The sequence below is a fragment of the Alienimonas sp. DA493 genome (assembly GCF_043951915.1).
Lineage (GTDB): Bacteria > Planctomycetota > Planctomycetia > Planctomycetales > Planctomycetaceae > Alienimonas.
The window spans coordinates 16,321-31,360 of the sequence record NZ_JBINJD010000047.1; the positions used below are offsets into that span (position 1 = coordinate 16,321).

The 15,040-nt window shown below is 72.2% G+C and carries 16 protein-coding genes; 14 read left to right on the forward strand and 2 right to left on the reverse strand.

Going from position 1 to position 15,040, the window contains the following annotated elements; all coding sequences use genetic code 11:
• Nucleotides 1-25: 25 nt before the first annotated feature.
• Nucleotides 26-934: a class I SAM-dependent methyltransferase gene (locus ACG2DA_RS09435; RefSeq protein ID WP_395255335.1), complete on the reverse strand. Its 909-nt coding sequence runs from the start codon at nt 932-934 to the stop codon at nt 26-28.
• A gap of 181 nt (nt 935-1,115) precedes the next feature.
• Here ACG2DA_RS09435 and ACG2DA_RS09440 point away from each other — a divergent pair, with 181 nt between their 5' ends.
• The 12 genes from ACG2DA_RS09440 (at nt 1,116) to ACG2DA_RS09495 (ending at nt 11,244) form a co-directional block, all read left to right on the forward strand.
• Nucleotides 1,116-2,162 carry a low molecular weight protein arginine phosphatase gene (locus ACG2DA_RS09440; RefSeq protein WP_395255336.1) on the forward strand — a complete coding sequence of 349 codons (1,047 nt, stop codon included), beginning with the start codon at nt 1,116-1,118 and terminating at the stop codon, nt 2,160-2,162.
• 116 nt (nt 2,163-2,278) lie between these two features.
• Nucleotides 2,279-2,779, forward strand: a complete 501-nt coding sequence (rpiB, locus tag ACG2DA_RS09445) for a ribose 5-phosphate isomerase B (protein ID WP_395255351.1) — start codon at nt 2,279-2,281, stop codon at nt 2,777-2,779.
• A 78-nt stretch (nt 2,780-2,857) separates the two neighbouring features.
• The gene (gcvH, locus tag ACG2DA_RS09450) at nt 2,858-3,241 is read left to right on the forward strand and encodes a glycine cleavage system protein GcvH (RefSeq protein ID WP_395255337.1); all 384 of its coding nucleotides are present in this window, start codon (nt 2,858-2,860) and stop codon (nt 3,239-3,241) included.
• A gap of 219 nt (nt 3,242-3,460) precedes the next feature.
• A complete protein-coding gene (gene gcvPA / locus ACG2DA_RS09455; RefSeq protein ID WP_395255338.1) occupies nt 3,461-4,897 on the forward strand; it encodes an aminomethyl-transferring glycine dehydrogenase subunit GcvPA in 1,437 nt (478 codons plus the stop codon).
• A gap of 76 nt (nt 4,898-4,973) precedes the next feature.
• Nucleotides 4,974-6,491, forward strand: a complete 1,518-nt coding sequence (gene gcvPB / locus ACG2DA_RS09460) for an aminomethyl-transferring glycine dehydrogenase subunit GcvPB (RefSeq protein ID WP_395255339.1) — start codon at nt 4,974-4,976, stop codon at nt 6,489-6,491.
• Complete coding sequence (locus ACG2DA_RS09465) at nt 6,488-7,153, forward strand: biotin/lipoate A/B protein ligase family protein (RefSeq protein WP_395255340.1); 666 nt, start codon at nt 6,488-6,490, stop codon at nt 7,151-7,153. Before gcvPB ends, ACG2DA_RS09465 begins: the two co-directional genes overlap by 4 nt.
• A 107-nt stretch (nt 7,154-7,260) precedes the next feature.
• Nucleotides 7,261-7,971 (forward strand): FHA domain-containing protein, encoded by a 711-nt coding sequence (locus ACG2DA_RS09470; RefSeq protein ID WP_395255341.1) that lies wholly within the window; start codon nt 7,261-7,263, stop codon nt 7,969-7,971.
• A gap of 105 nt (nt 7,972-8,076) precedes the next feature.
• The gene (locus ACG2DA_RS09475) at nt 8,077-8,310 is read left to right on the forward strand and encodes a hypothetical protein (RefSeq protein WP_395255342.1); all 234 of its coding nucleotides are present in this window, start codon (nt 8,077-8,079) and stop codon (nt 8,308-8,310) included.
• 136 nt (nt 8,311-8,446) lie between these two features.
• The gene (locus ACG2DA_RS09480) at nt 8,447-9,040 is read left to right on the forward strand and encodes an RNA polymerase sigma factor (RefSeq protein ID WP_395255343.1); all 594 of its coding nucleotides are present in this window, start codon (nt 8,447-8,449) and stop codon (nt 9,038-9,040) included.
• Nucleotides 9,033-9,683, forward strand: coding sequence for a hypothetical protein (locus tag ACG2DA_RS09485; RefSeq protein ID WP_395255344.1), 651 nt, complete (start codon nt 9,033-9,035; stop codon nt 9,681-9,683). The genes ACG2DA_RS09480 and ACG2DA_RS09485 overlap by 8 nt, the downstream gene beginning before the upstream one ends.
• A 197-nt stretch (nt 9,684-9,880) precedes the next feature.
• Entirely contained in the window at nt 9,881-10,234 is a 354-nt protein-coding gene (locus ACG2DA_RS09490) for a hypothetical protein (protein WP_395255345.1), read from the forward strand.
• Nucleotides 10,235-10,338: 104 nt separating this feature from the next.
• The gene (locus ACG2DA_RS09495) at nt 10,339-11,244 is read left to right on the forward strand and encodes a thiamine-monophosphate kinase (protein ID WP_395255346.1); all 906 of its coding nucleotides are present in this window, start codon (nt 10,339-10,341) and stop codon (nt 11,242-11,244) included.
• A gap of 3 nt (nt 11,245-11,247) precedes the next feature.
• Here the strand turns inward: ACG2DA_RS09495 and ACG2DA_RS09500 are convergent, their stop codons facing one another.
• Nucleotides 11,248-12,042: an MBL fold metallo-hydrolase gene (locus ACG2DA_RS09500; protein ID WP_395255347.1), complete on the reverse strand. Its 795-nt coding sequence runs from the start codon at nt 12,040-12,042 to the stop codon at nt 11,248-11,250.
• A 344-nt stretch (nt 12,043-12,386) separates the two neighbouring features.
• Here ACG2DA_RS09500 and ACG2DA_RS09505 point away from each other — a divergent pair, with 344 nt between their 5' ends.
• Entirely contained in the window at nt 12,387-13,583 is a 1,197-nt protein-coding gene (locus ACG2DA_RS09505) for a hypothetical protein (protein ID WP_395255348.1), read from the forward strand.
• A gap of 202 nt (nt 13,584-13,785) precedes the next feature.
• The coding region (locus ACG2DA_RS09510; protein ID WP_395255349.1) for a PVC-type heme-binding CxxCH protein at nt 13,786-15,040 on the forward strand (1,255 nt) is incomplete at its 3' end.

The window sequence follows — 15,040 nt, forward strand, 5'->3', positions numbered from 1 at the left end:
TCGGCGCCGCGGATCGCCGCGGCGTCTACCGCGGCTTGCTCGCCTCGGAGCCGTCGCCGAGGCGTTCGCATTCGACGATGATCCCGCCGAACTTCAGCGCCTTGTGCACCGGGCTGAGGTGGTGGCGGCGGACCCAGGGGAGGCCGGCGGCGGCGCAGGCGGCCGCCAGTTCGCGGGGGTTGTAGGTGCGGCACTTCCAGGTGCGGCTGTTCCACTGCCCGGTCATGTTGTCCGCGGTGCAGAGCAACAACAGGCGGCCGCCCGGCCGCAGGACGCGGGCCATCTCGGCGAGGCCGGGGGCCGGATCCGGCAGGTGCTCCAGCACCCAGCCGGCGGTGACGCAATCAAAGGCGCCGTCCGCGAAGGGCATCCGGAGCATGTCCCCGGCGACGTAGCCGGGCTCGTGCCCGTAGCGAGCCGCCCGCGGCTCCATCCGGCGCCGCGAGCGGCGGAGCATCTGTTTCGACAGGTCAAACGCCACAAGTCGGGCGTCCGGCGAGGCTTCGCGCAGCAGGTGCCCGAGGATCTGCCCGGCGCCGCTGCCGACGTCCAGCACGTCCCGGAAGCGGGTGACGTCGAACCGCGGCGACCGCCGCAGTTCGCCCCGGCCCGGCGGCGGGGCCTTGAGAAGTTGGCCGATGAGCGGTTCGTGCAGGCTCACGGCGCTGGCCAGGGCCAGCACGGCGCCCGCCGGCCCGTCGTACAGGCGGCGGGTGAGGTCCCGGTTCGTCTCCTCGGTCCGCTCCACGACCGGCGCCTGCCCGGCCCGACGGTCCCGGATCGCCAGACGCCGACGGGCGGCGAGCCGGCGGGGCAACCGCCGGAGGCGCCGGACGACCCGGTCGGCCGGGCCGGGGGTGACGTCGGGGCGACTGGGGCCGGCGGCGGGAGGAACGTCGATCGGTTCGGCGGCGGGGAACTTGGGGCGGATCACGGCAACCTCAACCGACAGGACGCCCCCGTTATGACGCAGCAGGGTCTCCGAAGCAACGTAACCGTTGTCCCTGTCGACGGTTGGGGCCGCTCCGGGTGGGGTCCGTCGGATCGCGCAAGCTTGATGCGCGGCGTCGGCCGCGCGATACTCGCCCGGTCTCCCCCTCCGCCAGCGCCCTCGCATGACCTCACCAGCCTCGCCCGGCAGGCCGGACGGGCCCGGCGGCTCGCCCGTCGCCGCCCGCGACCGGGTGCACGAACAGGTCCGCACGCTCGCCGCCGGCGGCGCCGCGGAGATCGAAGCCGACGACGGCCCGGTGCGGGTCGTGTCGCTGCTCGCGCGGCCCGAACTGCCGGACGACGGAACCGGCTCCATCCTGCTGCTCCGCGACCCGGCAGAGTTTCTCGACTATTTCCCCCGCCTCTCCGGCGCCGCGGCCCGCACCACCGCCCGCTGGTGGCCCGGCGCCGTCACCGTCGAGGTGGACGGCCCGGCGGAGGGTCTCGCCGCCGCCCTCGCCGGCCCCGCGGGGAACATCGCCCCCCGCGACGCCGCGTCCAAGACCCGGGCCCGCTGCCCGAACGACCCGGCCGTCGCCGCGGTGCTCGAACTGAGTCCCACGCCGTTGGTGCAGGTCGGCGGCGAGACCGCCGAGACGCTGGTCCGACTCGATGAGGACGGCCGGTGGGAGGTGCTGGTCGAGGGGACCGTCACCCAACAGGATCTGGCGGCCCGGCAGGGGGAGACGATCGTGTTCGTCTGCACCGGCAACACCTGCCGCAGCCCGCTGGCCGAGGCCCTGCTGCGGAACCGGTTGAAGGACGCAGTCGGCCCGGACGTTCGCGTCGTCTCGGCCGGCCTCTCGGCGGCGTACGGGGCGGCGGCGAGCCCGGAATCGGTGGATCTGGCCCGGCAGGCCGGCGCCGACCTCAGCTCGCATCGGTCCCAGCCGCTGACCGAGGAACTGCTCGACGCGGCGGACCGGGTGCTCTGCATGACCGCCGGCCACCGCGCCGCGATCTTGCGGCACCGGCCCGACGTGAGCCACCGGGTCACGTTGCTGGACCCGGCCGGCGGGGACATTCCGGACCCCATCGGCGGGGGGATGGCGGACTATGAAGCGTGCCGCAACGCGATCGATCGCGGCCTCGACCTGCTGATGGCGGACCTCGGCCTGGCGCCCCCGCCCGGCGAGTCCTCAGGCGATCCGTCGCCGGGCCGGGCCTGATCCGGCCGACCAGCCCCACATTCGCACAGACACCCAAGGATCGGGACCGACCGATGCCCTCCGACTCTCCCCACGACGAGACCTCCTCCGACGACGAACAGTCGGACGAAATTACGATGTTGCACCCCATCCCCGGCCACGGGCCGGCCGGTACCGGCGGTCCCTGGCGGATCGCGGTCGCCAGCGACCACCGCGGCCAACATGTGAAAGGCCGCGTGATCGAACGCGTCCGCGAACTCGGCCACACCGCGGAGGACTTCGGCCCCGGCGACGAGAAAAGCGTCGACTACCCGGACTTCGCGGCCCGCGTCGCCGAGGCGGTGGGCAGCGGGAACTTCGACCGCGGCATCCTGATCTGCGGCTCCGGCCTGGGCATGTGCATCGTCGCCAACAAGTTCCCCGGCGTCCGGGCCGTGCCCTGCCACGACGACCTCAGCGCCGAGGTCTCTCGGCTGCACAACGACGCGAACGTCCTCTGCCTGTCCGCGGACCTGCTGGGGGAACGGCTGATCGACCGGATGCTCGAACTGTGGCTCTCCACCGGGTTCGAGGGCGGTCGCCACGCCCGCCGCCTGGAGAAGATCGCCGCGCTGGAGCGCCGCGTCGCCGGGAAGTGAGTCGCCCGGGGAGCCGCGCTCGGCTATCGTCCCGCCGCCGCTCGTCTCCTCCACCGCGCACCTTCTCACGCACCGATTATGTCCCCTGACGACCTGCACTACCTCGAAAGCCACGAGTGGGTCGGCCGCGACGGCGACCTGGCGGTCGTCGGCATCAGCGACTTCGCCGTCAATCAGCTGACGGATCTCGTCTACGTCGATCTGCCCCCGGTCGGCTCCACCGTGACCCGCGGGGAGACCTTCGGCGAGGTGGAAAGCGTCAAGGCGGTCTCCGACCTGTACTCGCCGGTCTCCGGGGAGGTGGTCGAGGTGAACGGCGGGTTGGAGGACGACATCGCCCCGCTCTCCGAAGATCCGTTCGGCGAGGGGTGGTTGATGAAGGTGCGGCCGACGGAGGAGAACGCCGAGGGCCTGATGGACGCCGCGGCCTACCGCGAGTTTTGCAAGACGGCCGATCAGTAACGCGACCGGCAGAACGCGACGGTCCGTGAGGCGCTTCGCCCCGTGAGGCGCCTTGCCCCGTGAAGCGCCTCGCCGGAGGACGGTTCGTCGGGGGAACGGTCCGCCCTTTCGTACCGGTTCCGCGGCCGCGGCGGTCTGACGCCGGGCGTTGCGCCCGTTGGCGGCTACACTGCAGCGGCTCGCCGGGTCCCCACGCTCCTGCCTTCCCCCGATAACGCTTTGGCGTACCTGTTCGATTCCCCTGAAGACGTCTACGCGATGTTGGCGGAGACGGGGGCGACCTCGGTTGAAGATCTGCTGGCGCAAATTCCCGCGTCAGTCCGGCTCGATCGCCCGCTGAACCTGCCCGCCGGGCTGTGCGAGTCCGATCTGCAGCGGCACGTCGCCGCCCTCGCGGAGCGGAACCGCCCGCGGGACGGCGCCGACTTCGTGCACGGCGGCGTCGATCGCGTCTGCTTCCTCGGCGGCGGGGTGTACGACCACTTCGTGCCCGCCGCGGTAGACGAGATCGCCGGCCGCGGCGAGTTCTACACCGCCTATACCCCCTACCAGGCGGAAGCCTCGCAGGGGAGTTTGCAGGCGTTCTTCGAGTTCCAGACGCTCGTCTGCCGCCTGACCGGCTTCACCGTCGCCAACGCCAGCCTCTACGAGGGCGGCAGCGCCGCGGCCGAGGCGGCCCTGCTGGCGATCCGCGAGACGCGGCGGGAAGGGCGAGTCGTCGTGCTCGGCTCCGTCCACCCGGAGTACCGGCAGACGCTGAACACCCTGCTCGAAAACCTCCCGGCGGAGGTGGTGACGGTCCCGTGCCCGGACGGCGTCGCGGACGTCGCCGCCGTCGAGGCGGCCCTGACGGACGACACCGCGGCTCTGATCGTCCAGCACCCGAACTTCTTCGGGAATCTGGAGGACGCCGAACGCCTGTTCGTCGCCGCGAAGGCGAAGGGGGCGGTCAGCGTGCAGGTGTTCGACCCCGTCTCGCTGGGCCTGCTGAAGAACCCGGCGACGCTGGGGGCGGACATCGCCGTGGGCGAGGGGCAGTCGCTCGGCGTGCCGATGCAGTACGGCGGGCCGTACCTCGGGCTGTTCGCCTGTCGGGAGGAATTCCTTCGCAAGACCCCCGGCCGGCTGATCGGCCGCACCGAAGACGCCGACGGCCGCGAGTGCTACGTCCTCGCCCTGCAAACCCGCGAGCAGCACATCCGCCGCGGCAAGGCGACCAGCAACATCTGTTCGAACCAGGGCCTGCTGGCTCTGCGGGCGACGGTGCACCTGGCGCTGCTCGGCCCGCAGGGGCTGCGGGAGGTCGCCGATCTGAGCACGCGGAAGACGCACTACCTCGCCGACCGGCTGTGTGAAGTGGAGGGCGTCTCTCAAGCCTTTGCGGCGCCGTACCTGCGGGAAGTCTGCCTGCGGGTCGAGGGCGGAGCGGGGCGGCTGCTGGCCGCGGCCCGGGCCGCCGGATTCGATCTGGGGCCGGCCCTCTCCCGGTTCCCGGCCGGGTCGTTCTGCGATGCATTGAAAGCCGACGAACTGCTGCTCGTCGCCGCCACGGAGCGGCGGACGCGGGAGGAGATCGACGCCCTCGTCGCCGCCCTGACCCGCGAGGGGAACGACTCGCCGCTGCGTCGGGGCGAGCCGTTGCTCGCCGTCGCGTAGGGTCCGCGCCGCGGACCGCCTCCCCGAACATCCCACCCGAAAGAAACGGTCCGCAGAGCGGACCCTCCGGCCTCCCATGCGGAACGCCCACGCCACCCGCCCGCTGACCCAGCTTTCCCGCCCCGGCCATCGGGCCGCCCGGTTCCCGCAGCCGGACGTCCCCGACCGCGCCCCCGCGGACGTGCTGCCCGCCGACGCCCTCGCCGACGCCCCGCCGGAGCTGCCCGAGGTGACGGAGCCGGACGTCATCCGGCACTTCACGAACCTTTCGACGCTCAACATGAGCGTGGACACGCACTTCTACCCGCTGGGCAGTTGTACGATGAAGTACAACCCCAAACGGCACGAACGCCTCGCGGGGCTGCCGGGGCTCGTCGATCTGCACCCCTACCGGGACGAGGCGGATTTGCAGGGGATGCTGCAGATCCTGCACGAATTGCAGGGGATGCTGGCGGAGATCAGCGGGCTGCCGGCCGTGAGCCTGCAACCGGCCGCCGGCGCCCAGGGCGAGCTGACGGCCCTGCTGGTCGCCCACGCTTACTTCCGCGACAGGGGCGAGGGGACGCAGCGGCGGAAGGTGATCTTCCCCAGCAGCGCCCACGGCACGAATCCCGCCAGCGCCGCCCTCGCCGGGTTCGACCCGGTGCAGCTCAAGCCGACGAAGGACGGGCTGACGGACCTGAAGGAGCTGGCGGCGAAGGTCGGCGACGACACCGCCGTGTTCATGATCACGAACCCGAACACCCTCGGCCTGTTCGAGCGCGACATCGAAGCCGCCACCCAGCTGGTGCACGACGCCGGCGGGCTGGTCTACATCGACGGGGCGAACATGAACGCGATCCTCGGCCTCGCCCGGCCGGGGGACTTCGGCGGGGACATGATGCACTTCAACGTGCACAAGACCTTCACCGGCCCCCACGGCGGCGGCGGTCCGGGGGCGGGGCCGATCGCGGTGCGGGACTTCCTCGGCCCCTACCTGCCCGGTCCGGTGGTTAAGAAGGTCGGCGGCACGACGCAGCGGCCGGAGTTCGCCCTCGATACGCCCTCCAAGAGCATCGGCCGGGTGCGAAGCCACTTCGGCAACGTGGGCATCCTGTTGCGGGGTTACTTCTACCTCCGCACCCTCGGGGCGAGCGGTCTGCGGGAGGTGTCGGAGCGGGCGGTCCTCAACGCCAATTACCTCCGGAAAAAGCTGGAGGACGTGCTCGAGATCCCCCACCCGGCCCCCTGCATGCACGAGTTCGTCGCCAGCGCCTCGAAGAGCAAGAAGAACCGGCAGATCTCCGCGATGGACGTCGGCAAGCGATTGCTCGACCACGGCGTGCACGCCCCGACGGTCTACTTCCCGCTGGACGTACCGGAGGCCCTGATGATCGAGCCGACCGAGACGGAATCGAAGGCGACGCTGGACCGCTTCGCCCAGATCGTGCGGGACATTCTCACCGAGGAAGACGCCGAGACGGTGCGTACCGCCCCCCACACCACCCCCGTCCGCCGACCGGACGAGGTGAAGGCCGCGCGGAACCCGGTGCTCTGCGGCGTGGCGAAGGGCTGCGGGACCGTGCCGGTCGAGGACGTGGCGGTCTCGGGGTGAACGCGGTTCCCATCGAACCGGAGCCCCGCTCCGGCGAGGCGAACATGGCCGCCGACGCGGCCCTGCTGGACGCCGCCGCGGCCGGCACGGCCGGCGGCCGCTGGTATCGCTGGAGCGAGCCGACGTTGTCGCTGGGGCACTTTCAAAAAGGAACGGACCTGGACGAGGCGACGCTGCCGGACCTGCCGCGGGTGCGGCGGCTCTCCGGCGGGGGTGCGATCGTGCACCACCATGAATGGACCTACGCCCTCGCGGTGCCGCGGGGGCACCGCCTCGCCGCGCGGCCGGAGCAATTTTACGAAGCAGTTCACGCCGAACTGATCGCGGCCCTCGCCGCCGTCGGGGTGACGGCCCGGCTCCGGGGGAAGGGGGCGGGCGACGGGCCGGAGCCGACGCTCTGCTTTCTGCGGTCCGATCCCCGGGACGTGGTGACGACGGCCGCCGACGGCGCCGTGCGGAAGATCGTCGGCAGCGCCCAGCGGCGGCGGAAGGGGGCCGTGTTGCAACACGGGTCGTTGCTCGTGGCGACCTCGCCTCACGCCCCGGACGCCCCCGGCCTGCGGGAACTCGCGGGGCTCACGGCTGGGCAGGCTGAAACGGTCGTGCGGGACGCGGCGGTCCGCTTCGGCCGATTACTCGTCGGAACCTGCCCGGCGGACTGACCGGTCCGCCGGATCTTGTTGACGGCTTCCATGACCGTCTTTAGATTTCAACGGGTCGAGTCGCTCCGACGAGCCAACGACTGCAACTCAAAACTGATAGGCCGAACATGCTGTCCGCCCAGCTCGTCGTCCGTGGGGGCAAGCATGAGGGCAAGCGAATCGTCCTCAACCGCGGCCGATTCCTGATCGGGCGGGAGCAGGACTGCAATCTGCGGCCCAGCAGCGACCTGGTGAGCCGTCACCACTGCGTCTTCCACATGGACGATTACACCGTCCGGCTGCGGGACCTCGGCAGCACGAACGGCACGCTGGTCAACGGCGAACGACTCAGCGGGGAGCGCACGCTGGCGGCCGGCGATCGTGTGACCGTGGGCAAGTTGACCTTCGAGGTGGACCTGAAGGAGGTCGCCGACGAACAGGAAGCGGCCGAGGTCGTGCCTTCGGAGGAGATGTCCCTGCCGGCCGACGGCGCCGACACCTCCTACGAATTGCCGGTCAACCCGGCCGGCGAGGGCGGCCCGGGGCAGGGCGGGGGTCCGATTCCCGGCCCCAATCCGAACGACACGGCGATGATTCCGACCCAGCAGGGCTACCCGCCGCCGGGCTACGGCTATCCGCCGCAGTACCCGCCGCCGGGCTACAATCCCTACGCTCAGCCGGGTTACCCGCCGCAGTACCCGGGCTACCCGCCGCAATACGGGCAGTACCCGCCGCAGGGCGGGCCGCCCCAGGGGGCCACGCCGCCGCCGGAGAGTCCGGACGGGTCGAAGGTTTCCGCCCCGCCGGTCAAGTTGCCGCCCCCGCCCAAGCGCGACTGAGCCGGGCGTGCTGCGACGCCGTCCGTCGGGGGTTTGTGAGGCGTTCGCCCGGTTCGCATACTCGCGGGGTCTTCCGTTCTTCCCGCTCGAACCACGCCCGCTCCGATGGCCGCTCCCCCCGCCAATCCCGTGCAGCCCTCCGGCGGCAATCCCGAGGATTTGAAGCGCCGTTACCGGGAGTTCCTCGATCTGCTCCCGTTGACCCTGGCCCTCGCCGGTCTGCCCCGGAGCGAGTCCGGCAAGTACTACACCGAGGAGCAGATCGAAAGCCGGGCCTTCACGATCAAGGCGGCCTGGCGGCTCGCCCGCTCCACGACGCGCGAGTGTCTGCAGAAGTAACGGTCGCGGCGAGCCGGTCCGCGCGTCGGGGCGGCTCGCCGGCGAAGATTTTTCGGGCGGCGGCGAAACCCTGGCGCCCGCCGGGCGGTACAGCCTGCCGACCGGACGCCCGTTCGGCCTCCCGCCCCGAAACCGCATGAGCGACGAATCGGACGCCGCCCTCGCCCGCCGAGTCCTCGGCGGCGACGACTCCGCCGCCGCCGCGCTGGTGCGTCGGTATCAGCGGGCAGTGTACGGGGTCTGTCTGCGAATGCTGGGCCGTCGGGAGGACGCCGAGGACGTGACGCAGGAGGCGTTCCTCCGTCTGTTCCGTCACCTTGACCGCTGGGACGCGTCCCGTCCGCTTCGGCCCTGGCTGATGACGATCACCGTCAACCGATGCCGCACCGCGTTGAGCCGGCGCAGCCGGAAACAGGCGCTGCTGCCCGGCGACCTCGATCCGGCCGACCGGTCCGTCCCGCTGACCGACGCCGACCTCGCCGAGGAGTTGCAGCGGGCGGTCGACGGACTGCGGGACGATCACCGCGCCGCGTTCGTGCTGTTCCACTACGAAGAACTGAGCCTGCAGGAGGTCGGCGAGGCTCTGGGACGGCCGGACGGCACCGTCAAAACCTGGCTGCACCGAGCCCGGAAGCAACTCGCCGAGGCCCTCGCCCGCCGCGGCGTCGAGCCCGATCAACGATCCGCCCTCCCCGCCCCCGCCCCGTCCCGGGAGCCCGCCCGTGTCTGACTCCATTCTCGAAAGGGACCCACTCCCGCCCCCGCTCGCCGAAGCCCTGCCGGCGTGGCGGACGGACGCCGACGTGCCGGACTTCGCCCCCGCGGTCCTGCGGCAGTGGCGGGCGGAGCGACGCGCCGAACCGCCGGCCGGCGTCGCCGCCCCCCGCCGCTGGCGGCAGGCGGCCTGGGCGACCCTCGCGGCGGGACTGCTGATCGGTTCGTCGGTCCTCTGGACGAACCCCGGCGAGGGGGACGCCCCCGTCGTCGCCGCGGCCGATCCGGGCCCTGCCGAACCCGCCCCGTCGCCGCGTCCCGCCCCGTCGCCGCGTCCCGCCCCGGCGCCGGTTCTCCCGCCGGGCGAGCCGGCGTCGGTCCCGCTCGCTCCGGCTCCGGCGGCCGTCGCGGAGATCGTCGAGCCGGCGCCGGCCTCGCCGCGGCTGTCGCCGGAGCGGGCGATCGCCCTGCGGGACGACCTGCTGCCGGGGGACCTGTTCTCGACAGACCGTCTGGTGCGGGCTTGGGCGGTGTTGCCGGACCCGAATCGGACGTGGCGGGACGAGGTGCGGGACGGCGTGCAGCCGTTTCGGGCCGGCGCCGAGACGGTCGCGACGCTGTTCGCGGAAGCCCTCCCCCCGCCGCGGCGGTCGTACTGACCGCCCCGTCGGCAGGACCCGCACGAGCCGCAGGCAGAACCGGACCGGCCGGCACGACCGCACCCGCGCCGGCTCGTCAGCCGGAACTTCTTGCCCGAACGGTCAGGTGGGCGGTGGTTGGGGACCGATGAAGTTGGGGCGGCGAGAGCGCCGCAGCCGGACGGACTCGGCTCCCCTCCCTTCAAGAGACCGTCCCGATGACCTCGACGTTGAATCCGAAGGCCCCCGCCAAGAAGCGGACCTCGCACGTGAACCGCCTCGCCAAGGTGGAGCGTCGCTCCTACGCCCGCCGGCAGGCCCTCGCCGAAGACGCCCCCCCGCCGGTCGTCGAACGACGCGTCGTCGAACGTCGCAAGCAGATCGACCCGACGACCTGCGAACGCGACTACAGCGGCGACGAGGTCGACTTCATGCGGGCGATGGACGAGTACAAGCGCCTCGCCGGTCGGCAGTTCCCGACCTGGAGCGAAGTGCTGGAGGTCGTGCGGGCGATCGGCTACGAACGGGTGAACGCCCCCGTGGCGATCAGCACGATCCTCGAAGACGACTGACCGACCGGTCGGCCGGTGAGGCGACCGCAGGTTCACATCGCAGGTTCGAACCGCACAGTCGGGGGACGCGGGTCCCCCGGCTGTGCCTGCGTTAGGGTGCGGCGATGCCCGCCGAGTTCGACCTGATCCGCGCCCTCGCCGCCGCTGCCCGGCCGGACCCGCGGGTTCCGCTGGGCATCGGCGACGACGCGGCGGTCCTCCGCCTGACGGGCCGGCCGGTCGTCTGCTGCGATTTGATCGCCGAGGGAACCCACTTCACCCCGGACACGCCGCCGGAGTTGATCGGCCGCAAGGCGCTGGCGGTGAATCTGTCGGATTGCGCGGCGATGGCGGCGACGCCGGTTGCGGCGTTCGTGGGCCTGCTGGTCGACCGCCGGCGCGGCTACCGGTACGCGGAGTCGGTCATGCAGGGTTTGACGGCGTTGGCGGAGGAGTTCGACGTCACGCTCGCCGGCGGGGACACCGCCGTCCACGACGGGCCGACGAGCGTCTGCGTGACGATCGTCGGAACCTGCGACCGGGAGGTTCGCCGCTCCGGGGCCCGGGCGGGCGATGCGTTGCTGGTCACCGGGCGTCTCGGCGGCAGCTTTCCCACCGGTCGGCATTTCACGTTCACGCCCCGCGTCGCGGAGGCGCGGGCGCTCGCCGCCGCGGCGGAGCTGCACGCGATGCTCGACCTCTCCGACGGCCTGCTGGCGGACTGCGGCCGGCTCTGCGACGCCTCCGGCGTGTCGGCAACGCTGGAGGCCGCCGCCGTGCCCCTCGCCGACGGGGCCGACGGAGCGACGGCGGGGCTGACGGACGGCGAAGACTTCGAGTTGCTCGTCGCCGTGTCGAAGGAGGACGCGGACCGACTGCTGGCGACCCCGCCGATCGCCTGCGGGCTGACCCGCGTCGGGACGGTCGCGGTCGGACGCGGCGTGACGGTGCGGGGGGCGGACGGGAAACCGATGTCGTTCCGGAAGGCCGGCTACGAGCACGCCTTCGCGGCGGCCCCCGCCGACGGCTGACCGTTACTTGGCCCGCTCCGGGTCGAAACCGCGGGCGAGTTCGTCGTCCCACTCCTCCAGCAACGGCCAATCGACCGCGCAGGTGCCGAAGTCGGAGAGATGCAGGTAGCCCTTCAGCCGGTCAATCGCCCCCTGCAACACCGCCGGGTCGTTGCGGAAGATCGGGCCGTGGCTGGGCAGGAGCCACTGCGCGTCGCAGTCGCGGATGCGTTCGAGGCTGCGGATGAAGGCCGGTAGTTCGCTGCCGTGGTGGGCGTCGATGTTGCCGACCCCGCCGTCCCGGTAGATGTTGTCGCCGCTGAACAGCAGGTCGTTCATGCGAAAGGAGAGCTGCCCGTCCGTGTGCCCGGGGGTGCTCCAGACCGTCAGGGTTTGGGAGCCGACCTGCAACGTGTCGCCCTCGTCGATCGTGCGGTCGAAGGCCACCTCCGGCATCGGTTCGTCGATGCCCTGGGCGGGGATCAGCGCGTAGCTGGTGATGCGGTCGTTCTGCTCCAGCACCGCTTTGGTGCGGGGGTGACCGACGACCTCGGCGTTCGGCAGCAGGGCCTTGGCGGCGGCGAGGCCCTGCACGTGGTCGGCGTCGGCGTGAGTGGCGACGAGGTAGCGGCAGTTCGCCAGCGGCAGGTCGACCGACCGGACGATGTCGATCACCTCCGCGACCGTGTCCTCGTAGCCGACGTCGATCATCAGCCAGTCGGCCCCGTCGTGCACCACGTAGACGGCGCAACCCAGCCGGCGGCCGGCTTGATTGTTGAGTTCCAGAACGTGGGGGAAAACGTCGCGGCGGGGCTGCATCAGGGCGGAACGGGACGAACGGCGGCGGAGCGGCGAGGGCCGGGTTCTATCCTAGATCGAATCCCGCCGCGGCCGACCGTCCCGCGGACGCCGCCTGCCGCCGCCGCGCCGATTGACACCCGATCCCAGCCCCGGCTGGCGGTCCGCCGCCCGGACGTCCGACATACGGGGGCGGGGGGCGGACCGATCCGTTTGCGAAACTGCCCCCGCGGCGGCACCCTTCGGCGTCGCCGCCGCCGCCGCATCGCCCCCGCAATTCTGCGGTTTGCCCCGTCCCGCTCAGCGCCCCGCGACCGATCGCCCGTCCCGCCCCGATCGAGTTCGCCTGTCCCCACTGCCGGGCCGTGCTGCGCGCCCCGCACGACGCCGCCGGGGCCCTCGGCGACTGCCCGCATTGCGAGAAAGAGATCCGCATCCCCGGCGGGGCCGTCGCGGAAGCGGACGACCCGCTGGGCTTCATCCCGGTCGGCGCCCCGCTTGACCAGGAGGCGGTGGAGGCGGCGGTTCAGCAGTCCGCCCCCGAACGCCGGGTGGACGTGCCCGAGCCCGCTCCCGCCGCGGCGGCGGCCGGCGGCGGGGTGACGTTCGAGGCGGCGGACGACGAAGCGGCGCCAGTCACCTTCGAATCGGCGGACGACGAGCCGGCTGCCGCCAACACTGCCAACGCCGCCGTCGGACCGGCGGCGGTTGCGAAGCCGGTTCGTTCCCGCCGCGGCCGACGGCGGGGGAAGCGGGGGAACCCGGTGTTGGCGGGCCTCGTGCTGCTCGTCCTGTTCGGCGGGATCGGGGGCGCCGGCTGGGTGATGTACGAACGGCTGGCCGGTGGCGGGGCGACGGCGGTGTCGGCAGAGCTGGTCGCCGCCGAGGCGGCGCCGCCGGCCTACTTCCTGCCCCCCGACCCGGTCAGTCAGCAGGCGTTGCGCACGGTGGAATCGGGGGTGCCGTTCGTCAGCCCGATCCTCGAGGTGCGTCTCAACGGCGTCGGCGGCTCCGCCGGCGGGGCCGGGACTCCGGCGGCGGACGCCGGGGGAATGGTCGATCGCGCCACGAGTAACGACGAGCCTCCGGACGGCGGGAACGCCCCGGCCGCAGACGCCCCCGCGGACCTGCCGAACGAGGCGATCCTGGTCACGGTCCGGCCCGGCGACGCCGGTCGGCTGGTGCGGGTTGCGGCCCTGCGGGAGCGGCCGGAGGTGAAGGCCTGGCTGGAGGCGAACCCGCAGCTCTACGGCGAGAAGCAGGTGGCGTTCACCAAGGCCCGGGTCGCGTTCTTCTCGACCGTCGCCGACGGCGGGGACGCCTCGCCCTTCCGCGACTCCGTGGCTCTGAACGCCGCCACGGACGTGACCGGCTGGAGCGTCGAGGTCCTCGCCGACGGCCGCGTCCTGCCCTGCTGCCGGGAGACCGACTCCGGCGATCTCTACTTCTGCCTCCCGCGGACCGCGACGGCCTTCACGATCCGCGGCCGCAACATCCCCGGCGTCGGTCCGACGTTTCCGTTCACCTACGTCGCCGCGGTCGAACCCCCGCCGGGCGGCTGAGCGTTCCGTTTCTCCGGCGTGCCGCCGCGTGCCGGCGGGCGATGGATCGAACGCGGGCGGCGTGACGTCGACGAGGCGGCGCCGAGCCTCCGCGTGACGCCGGATGCCGTGAGCTCCCGGGGCGGATGGATCGGCGGATGCTGTTCCTGACTGACGCGTCAGCTTACCCTGCCGGCCGCCGCTTCCTTCCACTGTCGCCGCCATGTCGTCGCTTCGTTTCTCCGCCGTCCCGGCGGCCGTTCTCTCGCTGCTCGCCGGGGTCGCCGCGGCGCCGGCGGCGGACTTTCCCTACGCCGGACTGCCGGCGGAGCAGGCCGCCTCGGTGATGCGGTTGCCGGAGGGCTTCAAGGTCGTCCCGTTCGCCGCGGAACCGGACGTGACGCAGCCGATCGCGATGGCGATCGACCACCGCGGCCGGCTCTGGGTCGCCGAGGGGCACAGCTACCCGATCAAGCGGAAGCCGGGCGAGGGGAAGGACCGCATCCTCATCTTCGAAGACGTCGACGGCGACGGCCGGCACGACACCCGCAAGGTGTTCGCCGACGGGTTGAACCTGGTCAGCGGGCTGGAGGTCGGCTTCGGCGGCGTGTTCGTCGGGCAGGCCCCGGAACTGCTGTTCTTCGCGGACGCCGACGGCGACGACGTGCCGGACGGCGAGCCGGAGGTGTTGCTCGACGGTTGGCATTACGAGGACACGCACGAGACGCTGAACTCCTTCATCTGGGGCCCGGACGGCTGGCTGTACGGCTGCCACGGGGTGTTCACGCACTCCCGCGTTGGTCCGCCGGGCACGCCCGACGACCAGCGGGTGCCGATCAACGCCGGCATCTGGCGGTATCACCCGACGAGCCGGGCGTTCGAGGTCTTCGCCCACGGCACCAGCAACCCGTGGGGCGTCGACTTCGACCAGCACGGACAGAGCTTCCTGACCTGCTGCGTGATCCCGCACCTGTTCCACGTGATCCCCGGCGCCCGCTACTTCCGGCAGGCCGGGCGGCACTTCGATCCGCACGTCTACGAGGACATCCCCACCATCGCCAAGCACCGGCACTTCGTCGGGCACCAGTGGACGAAGGAGGATCAGAGCGCCAGTCTCGACTACGGCGGCGGCCACGCCCACGCCGGGGCGATGATCTATCAGGGCGACGCCTGGCCGCGGGAGTACGCCGGGGCCCTGCTGATGAACAACATCCACGGGGCCCGGCTGAACGCCGACTCCCTCACGCCGTCCGGCAGCGGGTTCGTCGGCGACCGGTTGCCGGACTTCTGCCTGACGGACGACCTCGCCAGCCAGATGCTCTACCTGCGGAGCGGTCCGGACGGCAACGTCTACGTGATCGACTGGTACGACACGAGCCAGTGTCACCACACCCGGATCGACGGGCACGAACGCTCCAACGGCCGCATCTGGAAGATCGTGTATGAGGGCGACGTAACGCCGAGGCCCCGCGGGGCCT

Coding starts and splice junctions, on each gene's coding strand:
- ACG2DA_RS09440 (WP_395255336.1), top strand. CDS start 1,116: ATGACCTCACCAGCCTCGCCCGGCAGGCCGGACGGGCCCGGCGGCTCG.
- rpiB (WP_395255351.1), top strand. CDS start 2,279: ATGTTGCACCCCATCCCCGGCCACGGGCCGGCCGGTACCGGCGGTCCC.
- gcvH (WP_395255337.1), top strand. CDS start 2,858: ATGTCCCCTGACGACCTGCACTACCTCGAAAGCCACGAGTGGGTCGGC.
- gcvPB (WP_395255339.1), top strand. CDS start 4,974: ATGCGGAACGCCCACGCCACCCGCCCGCTGACCCAGCTTTCCCGCCCC.
- ACG2DA_RS09470 (WP_395255341.1), top strand. CDS start 7,261: ATGCTGTCCGCCCAGCTCGTCGTCCGTGGGGGCAAGCATGAGGGCAAG.
- ACG2DA_RS09475 (WP_395255342.1), top strand. CDS start 8,077: ATGGCCGCTCCCCCCGCCAATCCCGTGCAGCCCTCCGGCGGCAATCCC.
- ACG2DA_RS09480 (WP_395255343.1), top strand. CDS start 8,447: ATGAGCGACGAATCGGACGCCGCCCTCGCCCGCCGAGTCCTCGGCGGC.
- ACG2DA_RS09490 (WP_395255345.1), top strand. CDS start 9,881: ATGACCTCGACGTTGAATCCGAAGGCCCCCGCCAAGAAGCGGACCTCG.
- ACG2DA_RS09495 (WP_395255346.1), top strand. CDS start 10,339: ATGCCCGCCGAGTTCGACCTGATCCGCGCCCTCGCCGCCGCTGCCCGG.
- ACG2DA_RS09500 (WP_395255347.1), bottom strand. CDS start 12,042: ATGCAGCCCCGCCGCGACGTTTTCCCCCACGTTCTGGAACTCAACAAT.